This window comes from Rhodanobacter sp. FDAARGOS 1247, from assembly GCF_016889805.1.
Classification (GTDB): Bacteria; Pseudomonadota; Gammaproteobacteria; order Xanthomonadales; family Rhodanobacteraceae; genus Rhodanobacter.
Genome location: NZ_CP069535.1, coordinates 929,385 through 948,379, shown reverse-complemented (window position 1 = coordinate 948,379; position 18,995 = coordinate 929,385). Strand labels below are relative to the sequence as shown.

The window sequence follows — 18,995 nt, the reverse complement described above, 5'->3', positions numbered from 1 at the left end:
ATGCTCATGTCGACCTCGTCGCCACCACGGGCGGCACCGCCGCGGCGCGCAACGCCGGCCCCAGCACCGCCAGCTGGCCCAGGCCCCACAGCACCAGCGCGCCCATCGGCAGATAAAGCAGCGGCAGGCGCGCCAGTTCGTAGTGCTGCATCAGCTCCGCGTTCAACAGGAAGGCCAGCAGCATGCCCAGCACGATGCCGGCGCCGACGATCAGGAAATTCTCGGTCTGGAAGTAGCGCAGGATGTCGCCGCGCGTGGCGCCGATGGCGCGGCGAATACCGATGCTGCGCGTGCGCTGCTGCACCCAGAAATTGGCCAGCCCGGTAATGCCCAGCGCGGTGACGAACAGCAGGCCCAGGGCCGAAGCCAGCAGCAGGCCGATCATGGTGGTGTCGCGCTGGAAATAGGCCGCTCGAATCTCCTCATAGGTCTGCGTGCGGGCGGCACTGATCAGCCGGTTCGCACTGAGCTTCAGCAGTTCCGCGGACCCCTCCTGCAGGATCCGCGCCCGATCGCCGGAGGCGCTGCGCAGCACGTAGAGCACGCCGGAGCCCGGCGGCAGCTGCGGCCAGATCATGCTGTCCTCGTCGATCCCCGGCGCGCGCAGGTTCGGGCGCAGCAGTCGGTCGACGATGCCCACGATGCGAATGTAGTTGTCGCCGTCGTACATGCTCTGACCCAGCGCCTGCTTGCCCGGATACAGATGCTGCGCCAGCGCGCGACTGACGATGGCCACCGCGGGCTTGCCCTGGCTCACGTACTCTTCCGGCCGGAAGTCGCGCCCCGCGACCAGGTGCAGGCCCAGCGTGCCGACCAGGCCGGGCGTGCCGTCGTAGACGGCAGGTTGCATGCAACCGCTGCCTTCGATCGTATTGAGCTGCATCGCCCGATCCAGCGCCTGCTTGCTGGGGCAGATGCCGCTGGACGACTCGCTGCGATCCAGCGGCAGCGAATAGCTGACCGCCACCGCCGATTGCACGCCGCGCACGCCACGCAGGGCAGCCAGGTCCGCGGCATGCCGCGCCTGCGGATTCTCGCCCTCCTCGATGCCCGTGCTGGGGATCACCGACAGCTCGCGTTCGGCGATGCCCGTCGGCACGCCGATCCGCTGCACGCGATTGGCGATCATGAACACCACGTTGCAGACGATCGCGCAGGTCAGGGCGGCCTGCAGTACCAGCAGGGTCGCGGTGAGCTTGTGTCGACGCAAGGTCGAGAGTATCGGGCGCAGTTCCATGCTGGATGTCCTCATAAGGCCTTCAGCTGCAGCGCGGGCGGCACGCGACACGCGCGCCACGTCGGCAACAGGCCAGCCAGGAGGCTGGCGGCGACGGAAAGCGCGAACGTGCCCAGCAGCATCGACGTGTCCATCTGCGCCAGTTGCGCATAGTCGTCGGGGCGATGGCGCACGCTCCACAGGCCGAGCTGGGCGATCAGCAAGCCGGACAGGCCGCCGGCCACGCCGACCATCGCCGACTCGATGCCCAACTGCAGGAAGATGTCGCGCCGGCGCGCGCCCAGCGCGCGACGCACGCTGATCTCGCCGCTGCGGCGCAGGAACTTCGCCAGCAGCAAGGCCATGATGTTGACGATGCACACGAACAGGAAACCCAGCGCCAGCCACAGCTGCAGGCGCACATCCGTGGGCACCAGGTTGCGGTGCGCCAGCCAGCCCATCAGGCTGTACAGCTTCGCTTCCGTGGGCGGGCGCTGGAAGCGGCCCAGCGCCTTCTGCTGGGCGGAATAGTCGAGCAGGAACTGGCGATACGCCTGCGCCTGTCCGGGGCTTTGCAGTTGCACCCAGAATTGCAGCCAGGACATGTTGGCGCTGGTCATGGAATCACCGGCGTCGTCCTTGCCCCAGCCGGATTGATTCCCGTTGGTCGGCAACTTCAGGTCCACCGCCGCGGACAACGGCAGGAAGAATTGATCCGCATCGCCAAACGATTGCGCCGACAGGTCGGCATGGAACATCGGCTGCGGCTGCCAGTCGGCGGTGACGCCGATCACGCGGAAGTCGTGTTCACCCAGCCGCACGACCTGACCGATGCCTCCGCTGTTGCCGAACAGCTTGCGATCCAGCGTCTCGCTGAGCACCACCACATGCGTCCGTGATGCATCGTCGGCGGAGGACCAGCCCTGTCCGTGCTCGAACGGAATGCCGAACAACGCGAAGATGTCCGCCGTGGCATAGCGGCCATCGACACGGAATGGCCGCACGTCCGCCCGCGCCGGGCGCACCAGCAGCGAGCCACCGGCCATCGCCGCCTGCCGCGTGGCGGGATGCGCCTTGAGCAGGGCCATCGCATCCGGCCAGGTGAGATTGTCGGTCGGATCGGGGCCATCGCTGTGATGCTTGTAGTCCAGCGGCAACGGGTCGAGGTGCGGCGTGAACAACGTCGCGCTGCGCCCGGGCAAGGGATCGTTGGTCATCACGTGCAGCACCGTGATCATCGTCATGCTCGCACCGATGCCCAGGCCGATCGCCAGCACCATCAGCGCGGTAAGCACTTTGTTGCGCTTCAGGCTGCGCAGTGCCAGATCCAGGTAGTAGCCGAACATTCCCTTCCTCCGAGTTTCATCATCCATGCCGACCGGCATGGCTGCCCTGCCTGTCACGTCAATCCCCGCGGGTGACCTCCGGCGGTGCCGCATCGCCGGCTTTCTGCGCCAGCGGCAGCGCATCCGTCACCAGGTGCATCAGGAAGCGGCCCGGCTGCTCCTGCATCACCATGTGCGCCGAATCGGCGAACAGCACCATGCGCTTCGACGGTGCGCGGATGCGCCCGAACCATTGCTCGGCCAGTTCGTGCGAGGTGGTGTAGTCGTGCTGTCCGACGAACAGGAGCACCGGGCAACCGAAGTCCGTCATGTCATCGAGATCCACGCCGAGCAGCGGCTGCAACAGGTGGTTGAGCGTGTACACGCTGCCCTTGCCGATCGCGTCGAGCTCGGCCTGGTCGTAGTCGGGCGAGAGACCCTCGGCATCGGCGTAGTAGGAGAAATCCTTGCGGCCATGAGTGAGACCGCCGTAGTAGGTCTCCCACTTGCTGCGCGTGCCGATGCGCTGCAGCGTCATCGGCGCCGTACCCGGGTAAGGCATCAGCGCCTCCAGCTCGCGCACGGCCTGCGGGTTGTGGTCGGCCTTTGCCGCACGCAGGGCGAAGGCGAAGCCGATCTCCTCGTTCCTGCGCACGTTCACCACCTGGCCCACGCCGATGTAGGCGTGGAACCAGTCCGGGTGCTGCCGGGCCAGTCGCGTGCCCAGCACCGTGCCCCAGGAATGGCCGAGCAGGAAGATCTTCTGCTTGCCGTAATGCTGGCGCAGGTACTGCACGACCTGCGCCGCATCGTCGGTCATGCCTTCGATCGTCATGCCCGGCGACATCTGCTGCTCGGTGTTGGCGGCGTAGGTCTTGCCCGCACCGCGCTGGTCCCATTGCACGACGGTGAAGAAATCCTCCCACGGCGACTGGAAGGTGTAGCTGGCCGGCATCGTCACCGCGGCCGGGCCACCGTGGAGGAACAGCAGGATCGGATTGCGCCGGTCGCGGCCGCGGATCGACAGCCACTGGTCGATGCCGCCGATGCGCAGCTTGATGCGTTCGTCCACCCCGTTCGGCGAGACGATCCTGCGCGTGTTGCCGATGACGCGGCTGACTTCGGCGCGCGAAATCATCTCCGCTGCAGCGCCGGAGGACGCGACAGGTGCGGCGGACGAGGCGGCCGTCGCCTGGGCGGCCGATGCATCGCGCCACGGCGCGCCCAGCGCGGCCATCGCCAGGAGCAGGAATGCGGTACGGAACATGCTCATCGAAACTCCACGTCGAAACAAATTGAATGCCACGTCGAAACAAATTGAATGCGGTGGATCGCCGCCGAGCGGCGCCGTCATGGCAGCGTGCGAAGACAGCCACACGGTCACACGCTCCGCGTCGCCACGACCGGCGGCACCGCCGCCGCACGCAAGGCCGGGCCCAGCACGGCCAGCTGGCCCAACGCCCACAGCACCAGCGCCGCGATCGGCAGGTAGAACCATGGCAAGCGGGGTAGCTCGTAGTGCTTCATCAACAGCAGGTTCAGCGCCACGGCCAACAGCAAGCCGAGCGCGATGCCGCCCGTGACGATCAGGAAATTCTCGATCTGGAAGTAGCGGAGGATGTCGCGCCGGGTGGCGCCGATGGCCCGGCGGATGCCGATCTGGTGCGTGCGCTGCTGCACCCAGAAACTGGACAGCCCGACCACGCCCAGCGCGGTCAACGCCAGCAGGCAGCCGATCACCACCAGCAGCAGCCAGATCAGCGCGCGATCATCATGGAAGTAATCCTTCACGGTATCCACGTAGCTGTGGTTGTCGGTGAGGACGCGCTGGTCGTCCACGCCATCCAGCACCCTGGGCAGGTCGCGCTGCACGGCGTCGCGCGCTTCGGGCGTGGTGCGCAGCACGTACATGCCACCGGCAAGCGAACGTACCGGCCACAGGAAGCCCGACTCGACACCATGGTATTTGGTGATGCTCGGGTTGAGCAGATGCGCGACCACACCGATGACATGCACGGCATGCTGGCCCTTGTCGCCGAAAAAGACCGCCTTTCCGATCGGTGACTGGCCTGGCCACAGCCGTCCGGCCAGCGCCTGAGTGACGATCATGACCGGCGGCGGCGGGTCGTTGAAGCCCTTGTAGTCGACATATTCCGCCGGCAGGAAATCGCGCCCGGCCGAAAGCTGCACCCCCAGCGTGCCAACGTAGCCCGGCGTGCCCAGGTACTCCACGAGGTTGCAGACCCGGGCCGCCTTGTCGCCACCCGGGCGGATGCCGAGGCAGGTGCTCCAGTAGTTGCGGCTGAGCGGCAGCGAATTGACCATCGCCACCGCCTTGACTCCCGGCATGCCGCGCAGGGCGGCAAGGTCGGCGGCCTTCTGGCTGGCACGGCTGGCGGGGGTGGCGTCATCGTCGATGCCGCTGCTTCTGGCCCATACCAGTTCGTTGTCGGCCACGCCCGTGGTCAGCTGCATGGTGCCCAGGCGATCGCCGATCAGGAACAGGGCGTTGGTGACGATGGCGCAGGTCAGCGCGATCTCCAGCACGACCAGGATCACGGTGGTCTTGTGGTGTTTCAGTGCGGCAACGATCGGATGCATGGTCATGCCCTCACTGGATCTTCAACAGGCGGGCCGGCGCCAGGCGGCAGGCGCGCCATGCCGGAAACACCGCGGCCAGCACCGTCGCGCAGACGGCCAGCACGAAGGTCGTCAGCAGCATCGTCGGGTCCAGGTGTGCCAGGGCGGCGTATTGCGCCGGCTGCTGCCGCACGATCCACAAGCCGAAGGCGGCCAACAGCAAACCGGCCCCGCCACCGCTCAAGCCCACCAGCGAGGCCTCCACCAGCAACTGGGCGAACACCGCCCGCCGCGAGGCCCCCATCGCTCGGCGCACGCTCAACTCGCCGCCGCGGCGCAGGAACTTCACCAGCAGCAGCGCCACGGTATTGAGCAGGCAGACCAGCATGAAACCCAGCGCCAGCAGGCCTTGCAGCTGCACGCTGCCAGGCACCACGTGGTTGTAATCCAGCCAGCCCATCACGTCGCGCAGGCGCGTGTTGGGCTGCCGGGCGAAGCGACCCAGCGCCTTCTGCTCCTGCGAGTAGTGGGTCAGGAACTCGCGGTAGCCGGCAACCTGTGCCGGCGTATCCAGCTGGACCCAGAATTGGGTCCACACGCAGTCGGAATTGCGCATGTCGCCATCCTCGGGCATGCGGCCCCAGCAACTGATGCTTCCGGAGGTGCCCTGCTTGAGCGCAATCGCCGTCTCCAGCGGCAGGAAAATTTCCTCGGAACGGGCATAGCCGCCGTGCGTCAGGTCGTAGTAGTGCGGCACCGGATCCCATGCGTCGATCACGCCGATGACGCGGAAACCATACTTGCCCAGTTGCAGCGACTGCCCCACCGCGCGATCGGCACCGTACAGCTTGTCGGCCAGCTTGCGCGAGAGCACGGCCACCCGCGCCTGCTTCTCGTCGTCCGCCGCGGTCCAGCCGTTGCCGTAGGCGAACGGCACATCGAACAGACCGAAGAAGTAGGCCGAGGTGTAGCGCGCATCCGCGAAGAACGCGCGCGCCTTGCCTCCTTCCGGGCGCACCGTCACCTGGCCACCGGTCATCGCCACCTGGCGCACGCCCCGCCCTGCGTGCAACAGGTTCATGGCATCGGTCCAGGTCAGCTGGTCGGGCGGGTCCTCGCCTGCCTTGTAGTCTTCCATGCTCTGCGGATCCAGTTGCGGATAGAACAGCTGGGCACTGCGATCGGGTATCGGATCGGCGGTCATTACGTGCAGCAGGGTCAGCATCGTCATGCTGGCGCCGATGCCCAGCCCGATCGCCAGCACCATCAGCGCGGTGAGCACCGGGTTGCGCTTCAGGCTGCGCAGCGCGAGATCCATGTAGTAACCGAACATTCCGTTCCCCTTCTTCAACACGCTTTCCGCAGAAGCCCGCTGGCGGGCGACGTCTTGTCCCTTGGCGAAGCCCGAACAAGGGTCAGGGGGCTCCCGCAGGTCTTCGTCATGCCGATCTTGTCGCCACGACCGGCGGCACCGCCGCCGCGCGCAGCGCCGGCCCCAGCACGGACAGCTGGCCCAACGCCCACAGCACCAGCGCGCCGATCGGCAGGTAGAACAGCGGCAGGCGCGGCAATTCGTAACGGGTCATCAGCATCAGGTTGAGCGCATAGGCCAGGGCCATGCCCAGCACGATGCCGCCGCTGACGATGAGGAAATTCTCGGTCTGGAAGTAATGCAGGATGTCGGCGCGGGTGGCGCCTATCGCACGTCGGATGCCGATCTGCTTGCGTCGCTGCGCCACCCAGAAACTGGCCAGGCCCACGATGCCCAGCGCGGTCACCAGCAGCAGCGCGGCGATCACGCCGAGCAGCATGCCGGCCATGGCGCGATCTTCGCGGAAGTAGCCTTCGCGCAGGTCGCTGATGGTCTGGCTGGCCAGCGTGTCGACCACCGCATCCGGGGCGATCTTCACCATCGCGGCGCGCGCGTCGCGCAGCACGCGCGGCAGGTCCTGCGGGGCGGCGCGCAACAGATAGGTGCCGGCCAGGCTGGCGCCGGGCCGGGCCGGCACGAACACCGACCATTCGACCGTCTCGGAGCCGCCTTCGCCGCCGCTGGGCCGCACCAGGTGCGCGAGCACGCCACCGACCCGGAAGTGCGATTTGCCCATCCAGAATTCCTTGCCCAGCGGATCCGCGTCCGGCCACAGATGCCCGGCCAGGGCGCGGGTGACCCATACCGTGGCGTCGTCAGGCACGAAGTCGTTCATCGGCTGATAGTCGCCGGCCTGCGGCGCACTGCCCGCCACCAGTTGCAGGCCCAGTGCCTTGAAGCTGCCGGGACCGCCGACGTAGAAATCCACCACGCCACCGAAGTGCTTGCCGGCAGGATCGAGCATGATGCCGGCGGTACCCGCATGCTGGCCGAACGGCACCGCATTGATCACGCTGACCGATTGCATGCCCGCGATACGCCCCAGCCCGGCCTGCACCCGCGCATTGAGATCCACCGCCTGCTCGGGCTCGTAGCCGGTCAGGTGAAGCGTGGCCAGCGAGGTTTCATCGACGCCGCTGTGAACCTGCATCAGCGCAAGCCGGTTGGCGATCAGGAAGCAGGCGTTGCACAGCACGGCACAGGCCAGCGCGATCTCCAGCGCGATCAGCGCGGTGGCGAGACGATGGCGGCGCAACGCAGCGAGTATCGGTTGAATCTGCATTTCTCGTTACCTGATGCTTGGTGAGAACGGTGCCTTTCCGAAAAGTCCGACCAGGGATGGCCGGGCTCTTGCGCAGGGACAGTGCCTTTCCGAAAAGTCCGGCCACGGATGGCCGGGCTCTTGCGCAGGGACGGCGCACTACAGCGTCTTCAGCTGCAGGACCGGCGCTACCCGGGATGCCAGCATCGCCGGCAGCAGGCCGGCCAGCAGGCTGGTGGCGACGGCCAGTGCAAAGGTGACCAGGAACATGCCCAGGTCCAGATGCACCATGTCGGCATACGGCGTCGGCTGCCGGCGCACCAGCCACAGGCCGGTGAGAGTGAGCAGCCAGCCGGCGACGCCACCGATCAGACCGATCATTCCCGCCTCGGTCAGGCATTGCGCGAACACCGCCGCACGGCTTGCGCCAAGCGCGCGGCGCACGCCGATCTCGCCGCTGCGGCGCAGGAATTTCGCCAGCAGCAGGCCGACGGTGTTGAACAGGCAGATCGCCAGGAACGCGAACGCCAGCCAGGTCTGCAGGCGCACGTCGCGCGGCACCACGCCATTGAAATCCAGCCACTGCATCAGGTCGCGCAGGCGCGTGTCGGAACGGGTGAAGCGACCCAGCGCCTTCTGCTGCGCGACATAGTCGCCGAGGAAGCTACGGTAGCCGGCGGCCCCGGCCGCACTGTCCAGTTGCACCCACAGCCCGATCCACACGCAGGGCGCGTTCTGCAGATGGCCGGGCGTGGCGGGTCGGGCCCAGCAGGTGAACGGCTGGAAGTTGCCGTCGTTGATCTCCAGCCCGCTGGTGAACGGCGTGAACACATCCTCGGGCTTGGTGTAGAAGCCCGCGGTCTGGCCCTCGGAGAACCGGCCGCCGGCCACGTTGTAGAACTGCGGCGACGGCCGCCATGGCTTGAGCACGCCGACGATGCGCACGTCGCTGTCGCGCAGGCGCAGGCTGCGGCCGGTGCTGTCGGCGCCGCCGAACAGCTTGTTGTTGAGGTCGGCCGAGATCACCGCCACGCGCGCATGCCTCGCATCGTCGTCCGCGCTCCAGCCCCGGCCGTACTGGAACGGCACGTCGAACATCGGGAAAAAGTCCGAGGTGGTGGACAGCATCATCAGCATCAGCGGCGGCTGGTTCGCCTCCGGCGCATGCACCTTGATCTGGCTGTCCGCGATCAGCGTCTGCCGGTCGGCGCGCTTCGCGCTCCACAGGTCGACCGCCGACTGGTAGTCCAGCACGTCGTACGGCTCGCGCTTCTTCGAATCGGGTGCCGCATCCACCTGCGCGTAGAACAGGTGCGCGCTCTTGCCCGGCAGCGGATCCCCCGACAGCAGGTGCATCACCGTCAGCGTGGTCATGCTGGCGCCGATGCCGACCGCGATGGCGACGATCATCAGCGCGGTGAGCATGCGGTTGCGCCTGAGGCTGCGCAGGGCGAGGTCGAGGTAGTAGGTGAACATGACAACTCTCTCCAGGTTTCCAGGCCCTCCCCCGAACTGCGGGGAAGGTTTCAGGCAGTCACACCGACCGCGTCGCCACCACCGGCGGGACCGAGGCCGCTTTCTGCGCCGGCCCGAATACCGACGCCTGGCCCAGCAGCCACAGCGACAGCGCGCCGCCCGGCAGGTAGTACCAGGGCATGCGCGACATCTCGTAGTGCTGCATCAGGTAGACATTGATGCCGAACGCCAGCCCCATGCCGATGACCACGCCGGCCGTGGTCAGCAGCAGGTTCTCGGTCTGGAAGTACTGCATGATGTGGCCTCGCGTCGCGCCTACCGCACGGCGGATGCCGATCTGCCGGCGTCGCTGGCCGACCCAGAAGCTGGTCAGGCCGACGATGCCGAAGGCCGTCACCGCCAGCATCACCACGCACACCAGCACCAGCATCCAGGCCATGCTGCTCATGTCGGCGAAGTACTTCTGGCGGATGTCGCTGTACGTCTGGGCCTTGGTGACCGCGCCGGGATTGAGGTCGGCCAGCTTCCGCTCGGCCTCGCGCATGATCCGCTCGCGGTCTTGCGGCGCACTGCGGATCACGTAGTAGGCCAGCACGCCCTTGGACCCGCCGGCGCTGAGCGGGTAATACGTGCTGTCGTAGATGTACGGGCCGGCCTGGTTGCCGAATGCCGGGCGCAGCACGTCGGCCACCACGCCGATCACGGTGTAGTAATGCGGCATCGAATACAGCGTCTTGCCCAGCGCGGATTGCCCCGGCCACAGCTTCCTGGCCAGGCTCTGGGTGATGACGACCACGTGGGTTTCCGGCAGTGGCGCCGTATCGAACTTGCTGCCGGCATATTCGTCGCCGTTGAAAAACCGCCCCTGCACCAGGCGCAGGCCCAGCGCCTGGTCGGCGCCTTCGCCGACGAAGTACAACGAGACGTTGTGACTCTTCTGGTCGCTTATGATGCCGTCGGGGTCGAGGCCAAAGCTCCAGCCCCAGTTGTTGTGGCTGAGCGGCAGCGTGCTCGTCGCCGCCACCGCCTGCACGCCGGCGATGCCGCGCAGGGCCGCGAGGTTGCGCGGAATGTCGCTGCCGGCGAGTTTGTCGTCGGTGCCGCGCAGGGCCACCGTGGCGATGCCCTGCTCGTCGATCGCATTGCCCAGATGAATGTCGGAGACGCGCTGGCTGATCATGAACACGGCGTTGCACAGCACCGCGCAGGCCAGTGCGATCTCCAGCACGATCAGGCAGGCGGGAATGCGGTGCTTGCGGAGGCTGGCGAAGATCGGACGGATTTCCATGACCACCTCAGGCGGCTTTCAGTTGCGGGGCCGGCGCCAGCACGCAGGCGCGCCAGGCCGGCAGGATGCCGGCGATCAGGCTGGCGACCAGGGCCACGGCGAAGGTGAAAAAGAACATGCCCAGGTCGAGGTGCGCGAGGCTGGCGTATTCCGCCGGCTGGTGACGGATGCCAAGCAGGCCAAGCTCGGCGAACAGCAGCCCCAGCACGCCGCCGGCCATGCCGACGATGGCCGCCTCGACCATGAACTGCGTGAATATCTCTCGCCGGGTGGCGCCCAGCGCACGGCGCACGCCGATCTCCTGCGAGCGGCGCAGGCATTTGGCCAGCAGCAGACCGATCGTGTTGACTACGCAGATCAGCAGGAAACCGAATGCCAGCCCCGCCTGCAGACGAACGTCGTCGGGCACCACCTGCTGGTTGCGAAGCCATCCCATCAGGTCGAGCAAGGCCGTCTCGGGGCGCTGGAAGCGACCCTGCGTAATCTGCTGCTGCGCATAGCTGGACAGGAAGGACTTGTAGCCGGCCACGGCGGCGTCATCGGCCAGTTCCACCCATACGCCGAGCCACATGCACGGCGCGGTTTCCAGGTGCTTGATGTCGGTGACGGCCGCGTAGCATTCGGTGTCCTGCGGCCCCATGTCGATCGCGCGCGCCGTCCTCAGGGGAAGAAAGGCCGCATCGCCGTCGCCGTAGCTGCGGCCGCCCAGGTCCTGCGCGTAGAAACGCGGCTGTGGCGCCCACGGTTTCAGCACGCCCACGATGCGGAAGTCGCGGTCGTTCAGGCGAATGGTCCTGCCCACGCTGTTCGCACCGCCGAACAGCTTGTCGTTGAGGAAGCTGGCGATCACCACCAGCTGTGCGCCGTTGTCATCGTCAGCGGCGGTCCAGCCACCGCCGTACTGGAACGGCGCATCGAACATCGCAAAGAAATCCGCGGTAGTCATCACCGAATCGCTGAAGAACGGATGCTTGCCACCCTGCTGCGGCAGGATCTTCGCCTGGCTCAGCGCCATCGCCGCCTGGCGCGTGGCGCGGTGCTCGTGCAGCAGGTTCATCGCGTCGACGTAGGTCATCGTCGGCGCCGGCTCGGTCTGCCCGGCGATGTAGCCATCCTTCGTATTCGGGTCGAGCTGCGGGTAGAACAGGTGTGCGCTCTTCTGCGGCAGCGGATCGCCGGACAGCAGGCGCAGCACCGTCAGCGTGGTGATCGTGGCCCCGATACCCAAGGCCAGCGCCAGCACCATCAGCGCGGTGAGCACCTTGTTGCGCCTGAGGCTGCGCAGGGCCAGGTCGAGGTAGTAGGTGAACATTCCAAGTGCTCCAGGAGTTGGACCCCTCCCCCGCCTTGCAGGGGAGGGAGAGAACCTCACACCGACCGCGTCGCCACCACCGGCGGCACCGCCGCGGCGCGCAACGCCGGCCCCAGCACGGCCGCCTGCCCGATCAGCCACAGCACGATCGCGCCGACCGGGAAATAGACGACCGGCAACCGCGGCAATTCGTAGTGCAGCATCAGGAACAGATTGATGCCGTAGGCCAGCACCATGCCCAGCACGATGCCGATCGTGGCCAGCAGGAAGTTTTCGGTCTGGAAGTAGTTGAGGATGTTGCGACGGGTCGCGCCCAGCGCACGGCGCACGCCGATGGTGCGGCGCCGTTGCGCGACCCAGAAACTGGCCAGGCCGACGATGCCCAGCGCGGTGACGATGAGCAGCGCGGCGATGACGCCGACCAGGATGCCGGCCATCGCGCGATCGTTCTGGAAGAAGTCGCTGCGGATGTCGTCCAGCGTGTCCTTGCTCAGGACGATGCGATGCGGGTCGGCCTTGCGCAGCACCTTCGCCGCTTCCGAAAGCACCTGCTGGCGCTGGTCGGGCGCCGCGCGCAGCACGTAGCGCGACGCGCTGGCGGTGCTCAGCCGCAGCGGGAAGATCATCGTCCACTGCGCCGCATCGTCGCCCATCCACAGCGACGGCCGGATCAGCGATTGCACCACGCCGATCACGCGCACCGACGTCTCGCCGAGATAGATGTTCTTGCCCAGCGCATCCTGGCCAGGCCACAGCCGCTCGCCCAGCGCCCGGGTGATCACCACCGAGCCGACCTTGTTCTGCAGGTCGGGGTTGCGGCGCATGTCGTCGTAGTCCATGTACTCGTCGGCATTGAAATCGCGCCCCGCCACCAGTTGGGCGCCAAAGGTCTTGATCAGGCCCTCGCCCATGTACATGGTGGCGTTGAGCGTGGGCAGCTTCTGGGTCGGGTCGAGCTTGATGCTGGTGTTGGACGAGCTGTTGGTGAACGGCACCTGGTTGAGCAGGGCCGCCGCGGTCACGCCGGGAATCTGCCGCAGCAGCGCCAGGTCTTCCTGGGCACGCGACTTGCCATTGGCCGGCTTGCCGATGTTGGCGACCTGGACCTGCATCAGTTCGTGCTCGGCCACCCCGCTGGCCATCTCGGTGCGCTGCAGGCGCTGGCCGATCAGGAACACCGCGTTGCAGACGATGGCGCAGGTCAGCGCGATCTCGAGAATCAGCAGCAGCGCCGTGATCTTGTGCCGGCGCAGGGTCGAGAAGATGGGCAGGATGTCCATGTCAGTTGCTCTTCAGTTGCAGCGCGGGAGGGGTCAGGCAGGCGCGCCAGGCCGGCAACAGGCCGGCCAGCAAGCTGGCCACGAGGGCCGCGCCGAACGTGGCCAGCAGCATCGGCAGGTCCAGGTGGGCCAGCGCGGCATAGTCCGAGGGTTGCCTGCGCACCAGCCACAGCCCGAGCAGCGCCAGCAGCAGGCCGCCAATGCCGCCGACCAGGCCGACCGCACCGGCTTCGACCAGCAATTGCGCGAACAGCGAGCGGCGCGAGGCACCGAGCGCGCGGCGCACGCCGAGTTCGCCCGAACGGCGCAGGAACTTGGCCAGCATCAGGCCGACGGTGTTGACCAGGCACACCAGCAGGAAACCGAATGCCAGCCACACCTGCAGATGCACGTCGCTGGGCACCACCTTGTTGTAGTCCAGCCAGCCCATCACGTCGCGCAGGCGCACGTTGGGCGGCCGCTGGAAATGACCCAGCGTCTTCTGCTCCCGCGAATAGTTCAGCAGGAATTCCTTGTACGCGGCTGCCTCGGCCGGCGTGTCCAGCTGCACCCACAATTGCAGCCAGGTGCAGGTGGCGGTCTTCATGTTGTCGCTCGATCCCCGGTCCCAGCAGTCGGTCGAACCGTTGCGGGCGAACTTCAGGTCGGTGGCCGTGGCCAGCGGCACGAACACGCCTTCATCGGACGAGTAGTTGCCGGTGTTGAGATCGTAGAAGTGCGGCGTCGGGCGCCAGCTGTCCAGCACGCCGACAATGCGGAACGCTACGTCGTTCATGCGCAGGGTCTGGCCGGTACTGTCCTTGCCGCCGAACAGTTTGTCGTTGAGTTCGCGGGTGAGCACGGCCACATGCGCGCTCGCTTCGTCGTCGGTCGCGTTCCAGCCATGCCCGTAGAGAAACGGCACCTCGAACATCGGAAAGAAGTCGGCGGTGGTGTAGCGAGCGTCCTCGAAGAACGGATCGATCGAGGACTGCGCCGGCTGGATAGGCACCGCGCCGCCGGTCATCAAGGCCTGGTAACGGGCGCGTTTGGCATGCATCAGGGCCATGCCGTCGATCCAGCTGACCTGCTCCGGCGGCTCGTCCTGCGGCTTGTAGCCGTCCATGTCCTGCGGATCGAGTTGCGGATAGAACAGCTTGGCGCTCTTGCCCGGCAACGGATCGCCCGACAGCACGTGCAGCACCGTCAGCGTGGTCATGCTGGCGCCGATGCCCAGCGCGATCGCCACCACCATCAGTGCGGTGAGCGCCTTGTTGCGCTTGAGGCTGCGCAACGCGAGGTCGAGATAATAGGTGAACATTGCGCGTTTCCTTGTTGCAGGCGCATTCAACCAGGGTGGCCGACTACGGCACCATGGCCCGACAGGTATTTCCTGATGGCTTCGCTGCGTGCCTGGTTCAGCGGCGAACGCCATTCGGTGCCGTTGGCGACGACGCCAAGATTCACGTCGGCATCGTGCTCGACGAGAAATTCGACGGCTTCCAGGCGGCCATTCCTCACGGCGCTGATCAAGGCGGTCTCGTCATCCGGCACGATGGTGTCGACCCTGGAGCCGGCCGCCAGCAATCGCGCCATGACATCGAGGCTCCCGGCAGCCGATGCGGCAACTAGCGGATTGCCTTCGCCATGCACGGCCTTGTTCACGTCTGCGCCGAGCCCGAGCAGGAGGTTCACCATCGCGAGGTCGCCGCGTCGCGACGCAACGATGAGCGCCGTGCCATCGCCGCGCACGCTCGCATTCACGTCCATGCCTTTCCCTGCCATGCGCCGGACGGCATCGAGGTTCCCTTGCCGAACCACGGCGATCAGAGACGTCGCATCCTCCTGGTCGCGGCCGTCCCGCATGGCCGTGGGCATGGCCCGAAGCGCGCTCGCCGATGCGGCGAGGCCCATCGACGCCAGCAGGCTGAAAACCATGAGCCGGCTGGCTGATGTATGGGTGATTCTCATGAAAAGGCCACTCCTGTTCCCTTGGTGAATTTCAACCGCTGCCTTCACACCGCCCGCGTCGCCACCACCGGCGGCACGTTGGACGCGCGCCTGGCCGGGGCGAACACCGCGGCCTGGCCGATCGTCAGCATCGCCAGCACGCCGGTCAGCACGTACAGCGCCGGGATGCGGGTCATCTCGTAGTGGCTCATCAGCCACATGTTCAGGCCCACCGCCAGCAGCACGCCGATCACCACGCCGGCGCCGGCGATCAGCAGGTTCTCGATCTGGAAGTAATGCAGGATGTCGATCTTGCGGGCGCCCAGCGCTCGCCGCACGCCGATCTGCCGATGCCGCTGGCCGACCCAGAAACTGGTGAGACCGACGATGCCGGCGGCGGTGACGCAGAGCAGGATCAGCGCGACCACGCCCATCAGGATCGCCATGCCGCGGTCGGCCTGGTAGGCCTTGTCGCGGATCTGGGCGAACGAGCGCACGCTGTCGTCATCCAGCACGCGCATGGGGTTGACCTTGTACAACGCCGGCGTCACCGCGCGCATCACCGCGTCCAGCTGGCCGGGTTTGGCACGTATCGCGTAGCGCGAGAAGTTCGCGTCCAGGCGGGTCGGCACCAGCGTCGCGTTCCACACGAATTCGTTGGTCCAGGTGCCGGTGCCGGGCACCTGCATCCGTTCCACCAGGCCGATGATCGTGGTCGGCGTGGTCGCGCCATTGAGGTAGATCACCTTGCCCAGTGCATCGCCTTTCGGGAACAGCTTGTCGCCGAGCGCCTTGGTCAGGATCACCAGCGAGGGCTCGCTGTTGTCGCGAAAACCCTGGTGTCCCACGTCGGCCGCGGTGAAGTTGCGCCCGGCCACCAGGCGCAGACCCAGGGTGGAGAGCGCCTGATCGTCGCTGAAGTAGTAGGTGGTGCGGGTGCCATGGAAACTGCCCTGGTTGGTGTCCCCGGGCTTGTGGTCGACCGCGCCGTTCCACGACGAATTGAGCAGCGGCAGCGAGTTGATCGGCGCCACCGACGCCACGCCCGGCATCGCGCGCAGGGCGGCCAGGTCGGTCAGTTGCAGGCTGTCGAGCTTTTCCACGCTGGCGGCGTCGTCGCCGCTCGGCGCGCCCACCCATTGCTGGCTGACCAGCATCAGGTTGCTCTCGTCCAGGCCGGTCGGCCGGTTCACCCGTTCGATGCGCTGGCCGATGATGAACACCGCGTTGCAGACGATCGCCAACGTCAGCGCGATCTGCAGTGCGATCAGCACCACGCCGGCCTTGTGCTTGCGCAGTGCCGCGAGGATGGGATGCATGGTCATGGGCATAATCCTCAATTGCTCTTCAGTTGCCACGCGGGTTGCACGCGTGATGCACGGAACGTGGGGTAAAGCCCGGCCAGCAGGGTGGCCAGCACGGCGACCACCAGGGTGACGACGAGCAGGGACAGGTCCAGCCGCGCCAGATCGGAAATGCTCTTGGGCAACACCATGCCCACGCTGGCCACGCCGACACCGGTCAGCAGCAGGCCCAGCACGCCGCCGGTCAGGCCGACCACGCCAGCCTCGGTGAGGAACTGCAGATAGATCGCCTTGCGTGGCGCACCCAGCGCGCGACGCACGCCGATCTCGCCGCTGCGGCGCAGGAACTTGGCCAGCAACAGGCCCACCGTATTCACCAGGCAGACCAGCAGCAGGCCCAGCGCCACCAGCAGCGACACCTTGGTGTCGCTGGGCACGACCTGCTCATGATCGAGGAAAGCCGGCAGGTCGCGCAGCTTGTTGTTCGGTGCCCAGGTGAACCGGCCGGCTGTCTGCTGCGCACGCGCATAGCCGTCCAGATACTGGCGATAGGCAGTCACCGCGGCAGCGTCTTCCAGCTCGGCCATGTAGGCGATCCAGATGCAGCTGGATTGCTGCAGGCCGACGAAGCCCGACTCCTTCGGCGTTTCGCTGCAATTGGTGTTGCCGTCGTTGGGGATGCCCACGGCGATGGCGCGCTCGAAGGGAATGAACACATCCTCGACCTGCTCGCTGAAGCCGCCGGTGTTGACCACGTCGTAGAAGCGCGGCTGCGGATTCCACTGGTCCAGCACGCCGACCACGCGGTAGTCCTTGCCTTCGATGTTCACCGTCTTGCCCACGCTGTTGATCCCGCCGAACAGCTTTTCGTTGAGCTTGCTGCTGATCACCACCACCGCCGCGCGCTGCGCGTCGTCCTGCGCATCCCAGCCGCTGCCGTACAGGAACGGCGCGTCGAGCATCGGAAAGAACTCGCTGTAGACGGCATGGCCGCCCACGTTGAGTGGATGCTTGCCGGCCTGCGCCGGCACCACCGATGGCGAGATCTGGTACATCGCCGATTGACGCTTCGCGCGGTGGTCACGCATCAGCGCCATCGCGTCGGTGTAGTTCATCGCGTCCTGCGGCTCGTTGTCGTCGCCGCCGCGGTGCCCCTTCGGCCCCCAGGCGTCGATCTGCGGCACGAACAGCTGCGACGACTTCCACGGAATCGGATCGCCCGACACCGCGCGGAACACCGACCAGGTGGTCATCGACGCGGCCACGCCGAAGCCGATCGCCAGCACCATCAGCGCGGTCAGTCCGGGACTTCGTTTCAGGCTGCGCAGGGCCAGTTCGAGGTAGTAGGCAAGCATTCCGTTCACTCCGAGGTTTGTCTTCTCCCCTGCCCTGCAGGGAGGAAATGAGAACTCACACGCTCCGTGTCGCCTCCACCGGCGACACGCGCGAAGCACGCAGCGCCGGTGCCAGCACCGCGCTCTGGCCAAGCAACAGCAGCGCCACCACCCCGGCCACCACATAGGCCAGCGACAACCGCGCCATTTCGAACTGGGTCACCATCCACAGGTTGATGCCGATCGCCAGCACCGCACCCGCCAGCAGGCCGCCGATCCCGATCAGCAGGTTTTCGGTGAGGAAGTAGCTGAGGATGTCGCCGCGGGTGGCGCCCAGCGCGCGGCGCACGCCGATCTGCTTGCGCCGCTGGCCGACCCAGAAACTGGTCAGGCCCACGATGCCCGCGGCGGTGATCGCCAGCAGCACCACGCTGATGATGCCCATCAGGATCGCCATGCCGACGTCGCGCTCGTAGGCGCGCTGGCGCACCTGGGCAAAGCTCATCACGCCGTCCTTCGCGTCGATGATGCGCATGCGGCTCTGCGCGAACAGCGCCTTCGGCGCGTCGCGCATCGCGGCGTCGAGCTGGCCGGGCTTCGCCCGCACCAGGTAGTAGGTGTAGTCATTCAACAGGCGCGCCGGGATCAGCACCGCGTTGTACGCATACGGCCCGGCCCAGCTGCCGGTCATGTGCGCCTGCAAGGTGTCGGTGATGCCGATGATCGTGGATGGCGTGTGGCCCATCGACACATAGATGGTCTTGCCCAGCGCCGATCCCTGCGGGAACAACCGCTGCGCCAGGTCCTTGCTGATGATCACCTGGGCGGAATGCATCGCGTCGCGGGGTTTCTGCGCGGCGATTTCGCTGGCGGTGAAATTGCGCCCCGCGATCAGGCGCGTGCCCAGCGTCGCCAGGGTGTGTTCATCGGAAAAGAAGATCGCCGAGTCGGTGGTCATCTTGACCTGGTCCGGCTGCAGCTTGATGAAATTGTCCCAGCCGGTGCCACGCAGCGGAAAGCTGTTGGTCGAGGCGGCGTCCTGCACGCTGCCGAGCTGGCGCAGGGCGATCAGATCAGCCTGCATCTGCGCGTCGATGCGCTGCGTGTCGGACTTGTCGGCCCAGTCGCTGCGGATCACGAACAGGTTGTTCTCGCTCACTCCGCTGGGACGCGACATCCGCACGATGCGCTGCTGGATGATGAACAGCGCGTTGCAGACGATCGCCAGGGTCAGCGCGATCTGCAGCGCGATCAGCACGGTGCCGGCCTTGTGGTGGCGCATCGCGGCGAGGATGGGTTTGATCTGCATCGTCATCGC

15 protein-coding genes are annotated in these 18,995 nt (G+C 66.7%); all 15 read right to left on the bottom strand.

What is annotated here, in order from left to right; translation table 11 throughout:
- Positions 1-4: 4 nt before the first annotated feature.
- Positions 5-1,237 carry an ABC transporter permease gene (locus I6J77_RS04075; RefSeq protein WP_204110669.1) on the bottom strand — a complete coding sequence of 411 codons (1,233 nt, stop codon included), beginning with the start codon at positions 1,235-1,237 and terminating at the stop codon, positions 5-7.
- A gap of 11 nt (positions 1,238-1,248) precedes the next feature.
- A complete protein-coding gene (locus tag I6J77_RS04070) occupies positions 1,249-2,562 on the bottom strand; it encodes an ABC transporter permease (RefSeq protein WP_204110668.1) in 1,314 nt (437 codons plus the stop codon).
- A 58-nt stretch (positions 2,563-2,620) separates the two neighbouring features.
- Positions 2,621-3,814, bottom strand: a complete 1,194-nt coding sequence (locus tag I6J77_RS04065) for an alpha/beta fold hydrolase (RefSeq protein ID WP_204110667.1) — start codon at positions 3,812-3,814, stop codon at positions 2,621-2,623.
- Between the two features lie 107 nt (positions 3,815-3,921).
- Positions 3,922-5,148 (bottom strand): ABC transporter permease, encoded by a 1,227-nt coding sequence (locus I6J77_RS04060; protein WP_239309188.1) that lies wholly within the window; start codon positions 5,146-5,148, stop codon positions 3,922-3,924.
- Between the two features lie 4 nt (positions 5,149-5,152).
- Positions 5,153-6,454, bottom strand: coding sequence for an ABC transporter permease (locus I6J77_RS04055; protein ID WP_204110666.1), 1,302 nt, complete (start codon positions 6,452-6,454; stop codon positions 5,153-5,155).
- A gap of 106 nt (positions 6,455-6,560) precedes the next feature.
- Positions 6,561-7,775, bottom strand: coding sequence for an ABC transporter permease (locus I6J77_RS04050; protein ID WP_204110665.1), 1,215 nt, complete (start codon positions 7,773-7,775; stop codon positions 6,561-6,563).
- A gap of 138 nt (positions 7,776-7,913) precedes the next feature.
- On the bottom strand, positions 7,914-9,230 hold the full coding sequence (locus I6J77_RS04045) for an ABC transporter permease (protein ID WP_204110664.1): 1,317 nt from the start codon (positions 9,228-9,230) through the stop codon (positions 7,914-7,916).
- Between the two features lie 58 nt (positions 9,231-9,288).
- On the bottom strand, positions 9,289-10,518 hold the full coding sequence (locus I6J77_RS04040) for an ABC transporter permease (RefSeq protein ID WP_204110663.1): 1,230 nt from the start codon (positions 10,516-10,518) through the stop codon (positions 9,289-9,291).
- A 7-nt stretch (positions 10,519-10,525) separates the two neighbouring features.
- Complete coding sequence (locus I6J77_RS04035) at positions 10,526-11,830, bottom strand: ABC transporter permease (protein WP_204110662.1); 1,305 nt, start codon at positions 11,828-11,830, stop codon at positions 10,526-10,528.
- A gap of 56 nt (positions 11,831-11,886) precedes the next feature.
- Entirely contained in the window at positions 11,887-13,110 is a 1,224-nt protein-coding gene (locus I6J77_RS04030) for an ABC transporter permease (protein ID WP_204110661.1), read from the bottom strand.
- A 1-nt stretch (position 13,111) separates the two neighbouring features.
- Positions 13,112-14,410 (bottom strand): ABC transporter permease, encoded by a 1,299-nt coding sequence (locus I6J77_RS04025; RefSeq protein WP_204110660.1) that lies wholly within the window; start codon positions 14,408-14,410, stop codon positions 13,112-13,114.
- A gap of 26 nt (positions 14,411-14,436) precedes the next feature.
- Entirely contained in the window at positions 14,437-15,060 is a 624-nt protein-coding gene (locus I6J77_RS04020; RefSeq protein ID WP_204110659.1) for an ankyrin repeat domain-containing protein, read from the bottom strand.
- Between the two features lie 44 nt (positions 15,061-15,104).
- Complete coding sequence (locus tag I6J77_RS04015) at positions 15,105-16,364, bottom strand: ABC transporter permease (RefSeq protein WP_204110658.1); 1,260 nt, start codon at positions 16,362-16,364, stop codon at positions 15,105-15,107.
- 11 nt (positions 16,365-16,375) lie between these two features.
- Positions 16,376-17,698 carry an ABC transporter permease gene (locus I6J77_RS04010; protein ID WP_204110657.1) on the bottom strand — a complete coding sequence of 441 codons (1,323 nt, stop codon included), beginning with the start codon at positions 17,696-17,698 and terminating at the stop codon, positions 16,376-16,378.
- 55 nt (positions 17,699-17,753) lie between these two features.
- Entirely contained in the window at positions 17,754-18,992 is a 1,239-nt protein-coding gene (locus I6J77_RS04005; RefSeq protein WP_204110656.1) for an ABC transporter permease, read from the bottom strand.
- Positions 18,993-18,995: the final 3 nt, after the last annotated feature.

Coding starts and splice junctions, on each gene's coding strand:
- I6J77_RS04075 (WP_204110669.1), bottom strand. CDS start 1,237: ATGGAACTGCGCCCGATACTCTCGACCTTGCGTCGACACAAGCTCACC.
- I6J77_RS04070 (WP_204110668.1), bottom strand. CDS start 2,562: ATGTTCGGCTACTACCTGGATCTGGCACTGCGCAGCCTGAAGCGCAAC.
- I6J77_RS04065 (WP_204110667.1), bottom strand. CDS start 3,814: ATGAGCATGTTCCGTACCGCATTCCTGCTCCTGGCGATGGCCGCGCTG.
- I6J77_RS04060 (WP_239309188.1), bottom strand. CDS start 5,148: ATGACCATGCATCCGATCGTTGCCGCACTGAAACACCACAAGACCACC.
- I6J77_RS04055 (WP_204110666.1), bottom strand. CDS start 6,454: ATGTTCGGTTACTACATGGATCTCGCGCTGCGCAGCCTGAAGCGCAAC.
- I6J77_RS04050 (WP_204110665.1), bottom strand. CDS start 7,775: ATGCAGATTCAACCGATACTCGCTGCGTTGCGCCGCCATCGTCTCGCC.
- I6J77_RS04045 (WP_204110664.1), bottom strand. CDS start 9,230: ATGTTCACCTACTACCTCGACCTCGCCCTGCGCAGCCTCAGGCGCAAC.
- I6J77_RS04040 (WP_204110663.1), bottom strand. CDS start 10,518: ATGGAAATCCGTCCGATCTTCGCCAGCCTCCGCAAGCACCGCATTCCC.
- I6J77_RS04035 (WP_204110662.1), bottom strand. CDS start 11,830: ATGTTCACCTACTACCTCGACCTGGCCCTGCGCAGCCTCAGGCGCAAC.
- I6J77_RS04030 (WP_204110661.1), bottom strand. CDS start 13,110: ATGGACATCCTGCCCATCTTCTCGACCCTGCGCCGGCACAAGATCACG.
- I6J77_RS04025 (WP_204110660.1), bottom strand. CDS start 14,410: ATGTTCACCTATTATCTCGACCTCGCGTTGCGCAGCCTCAAGCGCAAC.
- I6J77_RS04020 (WP_204110659.1), bottom strand. CDS start 15,060: ATGAGAATCACCCATACATCAGCCAGCCGGCTCATGGTTTTCAGCCTG.
- I6J77_RS04015 (WP_204110658.1), bottom strand. CDS start 16,364: ATGACCATGCATCCCATCCTCGCGGCACTGCGCAAGCACAAGGCCGGC.
- I6J77_RS04010 (WP_204110657.1), bottom strand. CDS start 17,698: ATGCTTGCCTACTACCTCGAACTGGCCCTGCGCAGCCTGAAACGAAGT.
- I6J77_RS04005 (WP_204110656.1), bottom strand. CDS start 18,992: ATGACGATGCAGATCAAACCCATCCTCGCCGCGATGCGCCACCACAAG.